This is a genomic window from Salinarimonas rosea DSM 21201 (genome assembly GCF_000429045.1).
Classification (GTDB): Bacteria; Pseudomonadota; Alphaproteobacteria; order Rhizobiales; family Beijerinckiaceae; genus Salinarimonas; species Salinarimonas rosea.
Map to the genome: position 1 here is coordinate 62,197 of NZ_AUBC01000012.1, position 11,144 is coordinate 73,340.

Annotated in this window: 8 protein-coding genes; 2 read left to right on the forward strand and 6 right to left on the reverse strand. The window is 72.5% G+C overall.

Annotated elements, in window-relative coordinates:
• The first annotated feature begins 15 nt into the window (after nt 1–15).
• Nucleotides 16–2,982: a bifunctional diguanylate cyclase/phosphodiesterase gene (locus tag G407_RS26950; protein ID WP_052341205.1), complete on the forward strand. Its 2,967-nt coding sequence runs from the start codon at nt 16–18 to the stop codon at nt 2,980–2,982.
• Nucleotides 2,983–3,010: 28 nt separating this feature from the next.
• Here the strand turns inward: G407_RS26950 and G407_RS0110355 are convergent, their stop codons facing one another.
• Both G407_RS0110355 and G407_RS0110360 read right to left on the reverse strand, forming a co-directional pair.
• Complete coding sequence (locus G407_RS0110355) at nt 3,011–3,352, reverse strand: hypothetical protein (protein ID WP_245259071.1); 342 nt, start codon at nt 3,350–3,352, stop codon at nt 3,011–3,013.
• Nucleotides 3,353–3,502: 150 nt separating this feature from the next.
• A complete protein-coding gene (locus tag G407_RS0110360; protein ID WP_029030749.1) occupies nt 3,503–5,542 on the reverse strand; it encodes an elongation factor G in 2,040 nt (679 codons plus the stop codon).
• A 225-nt stretch (nt 5,543–5,767) separates the two neighbouring features.
• On the opposite strand from G407_RS0110360, the gene G407_RS0110365 reads away from it, so the two are divergent.
• Nucleotides 5,768–6,985, forward strand: coding sequence for a DNA glycosylase AlkZ-like family protein (locus tag G407_RS0110365; RefSeq protein WP_029030750.1), 1,218 nt, complete (start codon nt 5,768–5,770; stop codon nt 6,983–6,985).
• A 49-nt stretch (nt 6,986–7,034) separates the two neighbouring features.
• Here the strand turns inward: G407_RS0110365 and G407_RS26955 are convergent, their stop codons facing one another.
• The 4 genes from G407_RS26955 to coxB are packed head-to-tail and all read right to left on the reverse strand — an operon-like array spanning nt 7,035 to nt 11,035.
• Nucleotides 7,035–7,427, reverse strand: coding sequence for a hypothetical protein (locus G407_RS26955; protein ID WP_043539481.1), 393 nt, complete (start codon nt 7,425–7,427; stop codon nt 7,035–7,037).
• Between the two features lie 9 nt (nt 7,428–7,436).
• Entirely contained in the window at nt 7,437–8,039 is a 603-nt protein-coding gene (locus tag G407_RS0110375) for a cytochrome c oxidase subunit 3 (protein ID WP_029030751.1), read from the reverse strand.
• A gap of 3 nt (nt 8,040–8,042) precedes the next feature.
• Nucleotides 8,043–9,992: a cytochrome c oxidase subunit I gene (gene ctaD / locus G407_RS0110380; protein WP_084327461.1), complete on the reverse strand. Its 1,950-nt coding sequence runs from the start codon at nt 9,990–9,992 to the stop codon at nt 8,043–8,045.
• A gap of 5 nt (nt 9,993–9,997) precedes the next feature.
• Complete coding sequence (coxB, locus tag G407_RS0110385) at nt 9,998–11,035, reverse strand: cytochrome c oxidase subunit II (protein ID WP_043539513.1); 1,038 nt, start codon at nt 11,033–11,035, stop codon at nt 9,998–10,000.
• Between the last annotated feature and the right edge of the window lie 109 nt (nt 11,036–11,144).

Below are 11,144 nucleotides of genomic sequence, written 5' to 3' on the forward strand. Positions count from 1 at the left end.
CCAACAGGGGTGGTCATGGTTCCGTTTCCGGCGAACGAAGCCGAAAGGCTCGCGGCCGTCAGGGCACTGCGTATCCTCGATACCGACGCCGAGGTTTCCTTCGACGCCGCCTGTCGCACGGCCGCGCGGCTCGTCGGGACGCCGATCGCGCTCGTCACCGTCGTGGACGAGCACCGGCAATGGTTCAAGGCGCGTCACGGCATCGGCCTGCGCGAGACCCCGCGGGAGATCTCCTTCTGCACCCATACGATCCTGTCCGACGAGCCGCTCGTCGTGGAGGACACGACCGCCGACCCGCGTTTTCGCGACAACCCGCTCGTCACCGGGGAGCCGGGCGTGCGCTTCTACGCCGCCGTGCCGCTCGTCCTCGATCCGGGCATCCGCGTCGGCACCGTCTGCGTCATCGACACGCGCGCACGGAGCATCGGCGCCGAGGCGGTCGCGGCGCTGAAGGACTGCGCCGCGATGGTGGTGGAGGCGCTGCGCGCCCGGCGGCGGGAGGAGGAGGCGGGGAGCGACGCCCGCGTCGCCGCGGCCGAGGCGCGCTACCGGGCGCTCGCCGAGGCGCTGCCGCACAAGGTCTGGATCACCGACGCGGCCGGCCGGACGGTCTTCGAGAACGCGCGGCTGCGCGAGTACCACGGCGGAGACCTCGACTCGCTCGCCGCGCGGATCGCGCTGCGCCATCCCGACGACCACGCGCGCCTCTCGGCGATGCGCGCTGCCGCGATCGAGTCCGGCTCGTGCGTGGAGACGGAGGGACGCCTGCGCCGCCACGACGGTGCCTACCGCTGGCAGCACCTGACCCTGAGCCCGATACGCCGCGACGAGGACGGCGGCGTCGTCGAGTGGCTCGCCGCCTCGCTCGACATCGACGACATCCTGCGCGACCGCGAGCGCCTCGCGCGGACGACGGAGCTGCTCGAGCTCGCGCTCGAAGCCGGCGGCGCCGGCTGGTTCGAGCGCGACGTCGCCTCGGGCGCGTCCCGACTCTCGCGCGAGAGCAAGCGCCTGCTCGGCCTGCCGGACGATGCGCCGGACATGCTGGCCGGCGAGGCCTTCCAGGCGCTGATGCACCCCGACGACCACGAACGCGTGCTGCGGGCCCGAACCGCCGCCCTCGCCACGGGGCGCTCCTACGCCACCGAGTTCCGCGTGCGCCTGCCGAGCGGCCGCACGCGCTGGATCATGGCCGTGGGACGCCCCAGCCGCGATCCGGAAACCGGTCTCGAGCGCGTGCTCGGGCTCAACATCGACATCACCGAGCGCAAGCTCGTCGAGGATGCCATGCGCCGCTCGGAGGCGCGGCTGCGCGCCAGCGAGGAGCGGCTCGCCTATGCGCTCGAGGCGACGAACGAGGGCATCTGGGACTGGGACGTGCGCACCGGCGAGGGCTGGCACAGCGAGCGCTGGGCGCAGATGCTGGGCTATCGCCGCGACGAGGTGAGCACCCACGTCTCGAGCTGGCGTTCGCTGATCCATCCGGAGGATCGGGACGCCGTCGAGGCGCGCCTGTCGGAGCACCTCGAGGGCGTCACGGCACTCTACGCGAGCGAGCACCGGGTCCGCCACGAGGACGGCTCCTGGCGCTGGATCCTCGATCGCGGCAAGGTCGTCTCGCGCGACGGTGCGGGCCGGGCGATGCGCATGGTCGGCACCCACACCGACATCACCGACCGCAAGGAGGCGGAGCACCGCGCCGAGCGCATGGCCCGCCACGACGTGCTGACCGACCTGCCCAACCGCGCGCACTTCCGCGAGCGCCTCGACGAGGCCTTGGAGGCGGCGGCGAAGACGGACGAGAGCGTGGCCCTCGTGTGCATCGACCTCGACCGCTTCAAGGCGGTCAACGACACGCTCGGCCACCCGGTCGGCGACGCGCTGCTGAAGGCGGTGGCGGGCCGGCTGGTGGGGCAGGTGCGCGCGAGCGACGTCGTCGCCCGGCTCGGCGGCGACGAGTTCGCCGTCCTCCAGATCGGCGCGCAGCAGCCCGAGGCCGCGCGCTCCCTGGCGCAGCGCATCTCGCAGGCCTTCGCGACGCCGGTCGCGCTCGCCGGCCGCGATCTCCCGGTGGGGTTGAGCATCGGCGTCGCCATCGCGCCGCACGACGGCGTCGACGCGGACCAGCTCTTCAAGAGCGCCGACCTCGCGCTCTACCGCGCCAAGGGCGAGGGGCGCTCCACGGTGCGCTTCTTCGAGCCGGAGATGGACGCGAGCGAGCGCGAGCGCCAGGAGCTCGAGATCGACCTGCGCGAGGCGATCGCCCGCCAGGAGCTCGACCTCCACTTCCAGCCGGCGCTCGATCTCGAGACCGGCAGCGTCGCCGGCTTCGAGGCCCTGGCGCGCTGGACGCACCCCTCCCGCGGGCCGATCCCGCCGGACCGGTTCGTGCCGCTCGCCGAGCAGGCGAAGCTCATCGCGCAGCTGGGCGAGTTCGTGCTGCGGCGCGCCTGCGCGGTCGCGGCGACGTGGCCGGCACCGACGCGGGTCGCCGTCAACGTCTCACCGGCCCAGTTCGAGAGCGACGGCCTCGTCGCCACGGTGGAGGACGCGCTCGCCCGCTCGGGACTGCCGGCGTCGCGGCTCGAGCTCGAGATCACGGAGACGGTCCTGATCGGCGACGACGCGGCGGTCATGCGCCAGCTCCGGGCGCTGCGCGATCTCGGCGTGCGCATCGCGCTCGACGATTTCGGGACGGGCTACTCGTCCCTGTCCTACCTGCGCCGGTTCGCCTTCGACCGCATCAAGATCGACCGGTCGTTCATCCGCGACATGGAGGACCCGGACACGGCGGCGATCGTGCGCGCCATCGTCCAGCTCGGGGCGCGGCTCGGCATCGCCATCACGGCGGAGGGCATCGAGACCGACGCACAGCTCGCCTGCGTCCGGGCGGAGGGCTGCGCGGAGGCGCAGGGCTGGCTGATCGGCCGCCCGGGCACGGCGGACGCCGCCCGCGTGCGGCTGGCGCAGCGGGCGGCGTGAGGCCGGGGCTCACTCGCAGGTGCGCGGCTCACTCGTAGGTGAAGGTGGAGATCTCGCAGACGTTCACCGCCTCGTCGACGACCTCGTCGCCGTCCGCGAACACGGCGCGGAAGTCGAACAGGCACTGGCCGGAGCCGTCGTCGATGTCGACGTCGACGGAAGAGCCGCTGCCGAGGACGTCCGCGCCGAGGATGTCCTCCTCCCAGGTCGAGCGATCGACGTTGGATGCGTAGAACTCCATCATCGTCACGCCTGTGCGGTTGACGATCTCGACGACCCGGTTCTGGGCGAGGGCGGCGCTCGGGACGAGGCCGAGGAGCAGCGCGCAGGCGCCGAGGGCGCGCGCGGTGCGCAGGAAGGTGGGGATCACGGCAGGACTTTCCGCAGGAACGCGCCGGATCGGCGCGGCCGACGACGTTAGTTCCCGCGCGGTCACTGTCCACCGGGCGCGAGGGGCGCAAAGCCTCATGCCCGCCACGCATTCGTGCTCCGCCCGGCCGGCCGGGCGGGACGGCGGGCCTTACCCGGCTCGTCCGCTCGCGGCCCCCGCCGGCTTGCCCACCACCTCCGCCATGTGGTCGGGCCGGGCGCGGAAGGTGCCGACACCCGCCGTGAGCGAGCGCAGGTCGACGATGAAGCCGTCCATCTCCGGCTCCGGCACGAGCGCGGTCAGCACGTCCCAGCCCTCCCAGCCCGGGCGCGGCACGTAGGCCTGGATCTGGCCGCGCCGGGCGCAGACGAGCTGCGTCGCCTTCGAGATCGCGTCGGAGGGCGCGACGATCTCCACCGCGAGGATGGGCTCGAGCACGATCGTCCCCGCCTCCGCGAGCGCCTGCGCCACGGCCGCTCTCCCGGCGGCCTGGAAGGCGGCGTCCGAGCTGTCGACCGCGTGCCAGCCGCCGTCGGTGAGCGTCACCGCGACGTCGACCACGGGATGGCCCTGCGGCCCGCTCGCGAGCGCGGCCTCGGCACCCGCCTTCACGGAGGGGATCCACTGCTTGGGCACGACCCCGCCGGTGATCGTGTCGCCGAAGGCGAAGCCTTCGCCGCGGGGCAGCGGCGCGACCGAGACGGCGACGTCGGCGAACTGGCCGTGCCCGCCGGTCTGCTTCTTGTGGCGCGCCCGCGCGCTGGCGGGGCGGCGGATCGTCTCACGATAGGCGACCGCCGGCGCAGCGGTCTCGACCGCGAGCCCCCAGCGGCCGGCGAGCCGCTCGACCGCGAGGCGCAGGTGGATCTCGCCCTGCCCCATCATCAGCAGGGCGCCGGTGTCGGCGTCCTGGCGCACGACGAGGGCGGGATCCTCCTCGCAGAGCTTGGCGAGGCAGGCGGCGAGCTTCGCCTCGTCCTTGCGGTCGGGGGCGCGCACGATGCGGGTGTGGACGGGGTCCGGCGCGACCACGGTGGCGACGGCATCCGGCCGCTCGCGGCCCACCTGAAGGCTCTCGCCGGTGACGATCGTGTCGAGCTTGGCGAGGCCGACGAGGGCGCCCTCGCCCGCCTCGCCGATGCGCCGGCTCGCCTCGCCGCAAAGGGCGGCGACGCCGGCGACGCGGCCGGACGCGCCGCGCGAGCCGACGACACCGTCCCCCTCGGCGATGCGGCCGCGCAGCACCCGGGCGATCGAGAGCTTGCCGCCGTGGCTCGTGTGGCGCGTGGCGATCACCTGGGCGAGCGGCGGCCCCTCGGGCGAGACGCCGAGGCGCGCGCGGGTCTCGGTCAGCCGCGGCGCCTCGTGACGCAGCGCCTTCAGCAGGCGCGTCACGCCGTTCCCGTGCTCGGCCGAGCCGAACAGGACGGGCACCACGTGGCGCTCGCGCAGCTCGCGGGCGAGGTCGTCGAAGACGCGGTCGCGCGGCGGCTCGATGTCGGAGAGGAGCTCCTCCATCAGCGCGTCGTCGTAGTCGGCCAGGCGCTCCAGCATCTGGAAGCGCGCATCGCGCGCGTCCGGCGGCGCGGTGTCCGAGCCCTCGACGACCCGGCTCGGCGCGTGCTCGCGGTAGATGAAGGCCCGCTCGAGGGCGAGGTCGACGAAGCCCACCGCGATGCCGTCCTTCCAGATCGGGATCTGGCGCAGCAGCAGCGGCGTGCGCGACGCGCGCTGGAGCAGCGCGAGCGTGTCGCGCACGCGCTGGGCGGCGACGTCGATCTTGTTGAGGAAGAGGAAGCGCGGCACGTCCGCCTCCTCGAGCTCCCGCAGGATCGGCTCGAGCGCCGGGATCTTGCGCTCGTCGGCCTCGCACACGACGATCGCGGCGTCGCAGGCGGGCAGGACCGCGCGCATGTCCTGGGCGAGCTCGACGGAGCCGGGGCAGTCGACGAAATGGAAGGTCTCGCCGAGGAAGTCGGCGCTGGCGAGGTTCGGCTCGGTGCTCATGGCATGGGCGCGCGCCTCGCGGCTCGAGTCTCCCACGCTGGTTCCCGCCGCCACCGAGCCGGCGCGCGCGACGGCGCCCGCGCGCTCGAGCAGGCTCTCCATGAGCGTCGTCTTACCGCTCTGGAATGGGCCGACGATGGCGACGCACCGTGCCGCGCCGCCGCTGATCTCCGTGTCCGGCATGGATGACCTCCCGCGTTTCGCCCCTCGTGGGGACGCGCCTTCTCGCGGGCGCTTTACTTCGCCCGTCCATGGTCTGCCGGACGACGGCCGTTGGCAAGCCCCGCCGGCATCCGCACTTCAGCGGAACCGGGCTGCCGCTCCGGCGGCGCTGGGCTAGGCTCGAACCGGGACGAGCGTCGCGCGAATCGGCGGCCGGGTTGCGGATCGGGAGAGCGAGGAGTGGGCATGCGGATCGAGGCCGAGGCGGCGCGGCGGTTCCTGTGCGAGCGGCTGGGGCTCGCGGGCGCGCATTGGGCGGATGCGACGCCGCTGTCGCGGCTCGGCATGGTGCAGATCGACACGATCCGCATTGCCGGCGGGCGCAATCACGAGCTCGTCCTCGCCGCGCGCGCCGACGTGCCGACCCGCGGCTTCGACGCGCGGGTCTACGGAGCCGGCGGCTTCGTCGAGCAGCACTATCCGGTCCACCTCGTGCGCAGCGCCTGGCGTCGGCGCTTCATGGAGGGCATGGCCCACCGCGCCGGGCGCTACCGGATCGCCGGCATGAGCGACGCCGAGGTCGCGGCCGTGGAGGAGCGCGTCCTCGACCGGATCCGCGAGAACGGCCCGGCCAAGGCGCGCGACTTCGACAGCATGCGCGTGCGCGGCGGCTTCGATACGCTCAAGGCGACGACGATCGCGCTGGAGCGGCTCCACCTCGCCGGCCGGCTCCAGATCGCCGGGCGCTCCCAGGCGTTCGAGCGGCTGTTCGACCTCACGGAGCGCCTGCATCCCGACGCCTGCGAGCCCGTGGTGCCCGGGCCGCTCGACGAGGCGGCGATCGCGGACCTCGCCCGCTACGCGCTCGAGGTGCTGCGCCTCGCGACGCCCGACGCGCTCGTCGAGCGGGTGCAGCATCACGCCGGACCATGGCGAGGCGATGCGCGCAAGGAGCGCCTGCGCACGCTCACCCGCGCCTCGCTCGACCGGATCGGCGCCGTGCCGGTGGAGGTCGTGATCGCCGGGGAGCCCGTCCCGCACCTCGTGCTCGCGGAGGATCTCGAGGCCCTGCGCGCGGCCGCCGAGGGCGACGCGCCGGCCGCGGACGAGCCGATGCGGATCGTGCCGCCGCTCGACAACCTCCTCTTCGATCGCCCGCGCTTCGAGCGCCTGTTCGGCCGGCGCTTCCTGTTCGAGGCGTACAAGCCCAGGCGCGAGCGCAGCTTCTACTTCGCCATGCCGCTGATCCACCGGGCGCGCTTCGCCGGCATCGTCGACCTGCGCCTCGTCGAGGGCCGCCGGCTGATGGTGGAGCGGCTCGAGGCCGTGCCCTCGACGGAACGCGAGGCCCTGCGCGCGGCGCTCCACCGCCTCGCCGGGCTGGTCGGCGCCGAGCGCGTGAGCGCGCATGCGCGCATCGACGGTGCAATGCGCAAGGCGGTGATCGGGCGGGTGGCCGGGTAGGTGGACAGGCGCCCCTGAGGGCGGCGCGCGAGCCTCGGGAGCGCCCTTCTCACGGCACGCCCGCGCACAGGTCGAGCACCGCGATCCCCACGCTCTCCACGACGATCCCGAGCGACGAGAGCCCCGCGATGCCGACGCCCGCCGCCGCGAGGAAGCGCGAGCGGGCGGGAACGGTGCCGGCCTCGTCGCCGGGCCAGCGGCTTCCCAAGGCGCGAAAGGCGCGATGGGAGATCGCGCCGCCGGCCACGGCGACGGCGAGGGTGACGGCGGTGATCAGCCACAGCGGCCAGCGGCTGCCGCTTTCGCACAGCGCCGGGATGATCCAGAACGCCGCGTTCTGGTGGATCGCCCAGGCGATTGGCCCGAGCGCCCAGCCGGCCCAGAGCTGCATGATCCCCGTGGGCGTGCGGTAGCGGCGCGTGCGGTCATCGTCGTCGTCCATCGAGCCTCCTCAGATCAGCCGCGGGCCCCAGTAGAGGGCCAGGTAGAAGGGGATCCAGGCCGCGCTGACGAAGTTCCAGTAGAGCGTGTCGACGACGACGCCGAGCTGGCGCTCGGGCGTGAAGTAGCCCTTCACCGCGAGGATGGCGACGACGAGCGTGCCGACGATCGCCGAGGCGACGTGGGTGAAGTGGAAGCCCGAGATCGTCCACATCAGCGAGCCGTAGGCGTGGTCGTCCCAGCGGAACTCGTAGGCCGCCATCTCGAGCGCACGGAAGACGAGCACGAGCGCGTGCAGCGACACGCTCGCCAGCAGCCCGAGGATCAGCCCGCGCCGGTCCCCCGCCGTAATCCGGTTGCCCGCCCAGCGCATCGTCACCATCGACGTCAGCAGGAGCCCGAGATTGACCGACGGCCACAGCAGCGGCGCCGGCGCGAGCCCGGCGGGCGGCCATTCGGGCGCCGTGAGCATCAGGTACGAGTAGCTGACGACGAGCATCGCCACGACGGTCAGCTCGATGGCGATGAGGCCGATGATGCCCGCGTAGAGCGGGTGCGTCTGCTTGGCGAAGCGGGTGAGGCCCGAAACGTCGGTGCCGGCGAACTGCCGCATGGCTCAATCCTCCTGCCAGGGCCGGCGCGGCCAGAACCAGCCGACGAAGGAGAAGAAGGCGAGGAAGAAGCTCACCACGAAGAAGACCGGGTGGAAGAGGATGCCGATGAAGCCCACCGTCGCCGCGAGCGCCGACAGGAACGGCCAGATCGTCGGCCCCGGCAGCACCTGCACGGCCTGCGGCTCGGCGTCGAGCATCGAGGTGACGACGACCTCGCGCCGGTCCGAGCGCAGGCCGACGACGACGGGCCGCTCGTCCTCCTCGCGCCAGTCCCAGACCGGCTCGCGGCTCTTCACCACGGGAATGTGACGCTGGTTGTAGGGCGGCGGCGGGCTCTCCGTCGCCCATTCGAGCGTCTCCGCGCCCCACGGATTGCGGCGCGCCGTCTCGCCCCAGCGCAGGCTCGCGAGCGCGTTGACCATGGTCGTGGCGAAGCCGGCGGCCAGCACGACGGAGCCGATCGTGGCGACGAGGTTGAGCTCGCCCCAGCCGGTCTCCTCGAGATAGGTGTAGACGCGCCGCGGCATGCCCTCGAGCCCGAGCTGATGCATCGGGAAGAAGGTGACGTTGAAGCCCACGAAGACGAGGCCGAAGGAGATCTTCCCGGCGGTCTCGCTCATCATCCGCCCGGTCATCTGCGGATACCAGTAGTAGAGCGCCCCGATCACCGGCATCACCGAGCCGCCGATGAGCACGTAGTGGAAGTGGGCCACGAGGAAGTAGGTGTCGTGCACCTGCAGGTCGAACGGGATCGAGGCGACCATCACGCCCGTGAGCCCGCCCATGACGAACACCCAGAAGAAGCCGAGCACGTAGAGCATCGGCGTGGCGAGCCTCATGCGCGAGCCCCACATCGTCGCGATCCAGCAGAACACCTGGATGCCGTTGGGGATCGCGATCAGCGCGGACGCGGCCATGAAGAACGACATGCCCAGATGCGGCAGCCCCGTCGCGAACATGTGGTGCACCCACAGCCCGAAGGAGACGAAGCCCGTCGCCACGATCGACATGACGATCGCCGTGTAGCCGAACAGCGCGCGCTGGCAGAACGTGGTGATGATCGTCGAGACCATGCCGAGCGCCGGCACCAGGATGATGTACACTTCCGGGTGGCCGAAGAACCAGAACAGGTGCTGCCACAAGAGCGGGTCGCCCCCCATCTCCGGCACGAAGAAGCCCGTTCCCACCAGCCGATCGAGGATGAGCAGGCTCGACGCCACGATGATCGCCGGCATGGCGAAGACGATCATGAAGGCCATCACCAGCGACGCCCAGACGAAGACCGGCATGCGGTTCAAGGTCATGCCCGGCGCGCGCAGCTTCAGGATCGTGACGATGAGCTCGACGGCGGCGGTGAGCGCCGAGACCTCGATGAAGGTGATCATCGTCGTCCAGATGTCGACGCCGAGCCCCGGCTCGTAGAGCTTGCCCGACAGCGGCACGTAGTTGAACCAGCCCGCCTTCGGGGCCATGCCGACGAGCAGCATCAGGAAGAAGACGCCCGAGCCGATCAGGTAGACGTAGTAGCCGAAGGCGTTGAGCCGCGGGAAGGCCATGTCGCGCGTGCCGATCATCATCGGCACGACGAACAGCGCGAAGCCCTCCAGCACGGGGATGGCGAAGAGGAACATCATCGCCGTGCCGTGCACGGTGAAGAACTGGTTGTAGATCTCCGGCGCGAGCAGGTCGTTCTCGGGCGCGGCGAGCTGGAGCCGCATGGCGATGCCGAGCAGCCCCGCGAGCACGAAGTAGACGAAGGCGGTGACGATGAAGCGGCGCCCGATGATGCGCTGGTTCACCGGCATGAACCAGCCGACGAAGCCCGTCGGCGCCGCCCAGGTCTCCGTCAGGCGCCGCGTCTCCTCGGCGTCGTCCTCGATCGCCGGGTGCAGCGGCTCCTGATGCTCCTCCGACCTCCGTTCCCGGGTCGGCGCCTCGCGTCGCTCCTCCATCGCGCTCACTCCAGCGAGCCCAGGTAGGCGAGGAGCGCCTCCTGGTCGTCCGGCCGCAGCGCGGTCGCGGGCATCAGCACCCCGGGCTTGACCTGCTGCGGGTCGCCGATCCAGCCGGCGAGGTGGCCCTTCGTGTTGGGGATCGTGCCCGCCGCGAGCGTCTCGCGGGCGGCGAGATGCGTCAGGTCCGGGCCCATCCCGCCGTCCGCGGGCGTGCCGCGGATGGCGTGGCAGGTACCGCAATCGGCCTCCAGGAAGACCGCGAGGCCGCGGCGGAGGAGCGGGTCGTCCGGGATCGCCCGCGCTCGGCCCTGGTCGGCGAGCCAGGCGTCGAAGGCCTCCGCCTCGATCACCTCCACGACGAAGGCCATGTACGCGTGCTGCACGCCGCAGAACTCGGCGCATTGCCCGCGATAGAGCCCCGTCTCGCGGGGCGTCAGCCGGCTCTCGTTGACCCGCCCGGGGATCATGTCGGTTTTGCCCTGCAGGGTGGGCACCCAGAAGGAATGGATGACGTTGTCGGAGGTGAGCAGGACGCGCGCCGCGCGCCCCACCGGCAGCACGATCTCGTTGGCGGTGCGCGCGATCTCCGCGCCGTCCTCGCCGCGGTAGATCACCTCCCACCACCAGCGCTTGCCCGCTATCTCGACCGTGAGGTCGGGTGGGGGCTCGTTGCGGGCGACGACGCCGCCGATCCACAGGCCCGACCCGACGAGGCCGACCACGGCGACGAGCGGCAGCACGACGCCGCCGGCGAGCACGAGCGTCCAGCCGCGTTGCACCGAGAGGGGCCTCGCGGGCTCGGTATAGGTCGTGCGCATCGCGGCGACCACGAGGCCGATCACGAGCGCGAAGACGAAGGAGGAGAAGGCGAGGAAGCCCGTCCACAGGTTCGCCACCCGTTCGGCGTCCGCGCTCGCGGGCGCGTTGACCGCCTGCTCGCCGGAGCACGCGGAGAGCGCGAGCGCAGCGGCGGCGAGCGCGAGGCCGCGCGGGCGGACGCGCCGGGAGGCGAGGCGGGAGGGGCGGATCGTGTCGGGCATGCTGCGCGACAACGCGCCGCCCGGGCCGAGGGTTGCCCGTCGGTCCTATCCGGCGACGTCCGTCTCGGAGCGAAACCGCGTGGGCGTTGCTGCCGACGGCGTTCACGTG

Excerpts from the sequence above, each read along its gene's own strand:
- G407_RS26950 (WP_052341205.1), top strand. The coding sequence starts at position 16 with ATGGTTCCGTTTCCGGCGAACGAAGCCGAAAGGCTCGCGGCCGTCAGG.
- G407_RS0110360 (WP_029030749.1), bottom strand. The coding sequence starts at position 5,542 with ATGCCGGACACGGAGATCAGCGGCGGCGCGGCACGGTGCGTCGCCATC.
- G407_RS0110365 (WP_029030750.1), top strand. The coding sequence starts at position 5,768 with ATGCGGATCGAGGCCGAGGCGGCGCGGCGGTTCCTGTGCGAGCGGCTG.
- G407_RS26955 (WP_043539481.1), bottom strand. The coding sequence starts at position 7,427 with ATGGACGACGACGATGACCGCACGCGCCGCTACCGCACGCCCACGGGG.
- G407_RS0110375 (WP_029030751.1), bottom strand. The coding sequence starts at position 8,039 with ATGCGGCAGTTCGCCGGCACCGACGTTTCGGGCCTCACCCGCTTCGCC.
- ctaD (WP_084327461.1), bottom strand. The coding sequence starts at position 9,992 with ATGGAGGAGCGACGCGAGGCGCCGACCCGGGAACGGAGGTCGGAGGAG.
- coxB (WP_043539513.1), bottom strand. The coding sequence starts at position 11,035 with ATGCCCGACACGATCCGCCCCTCCCGCCTCGCCTCCCGGCGCGTCCGC.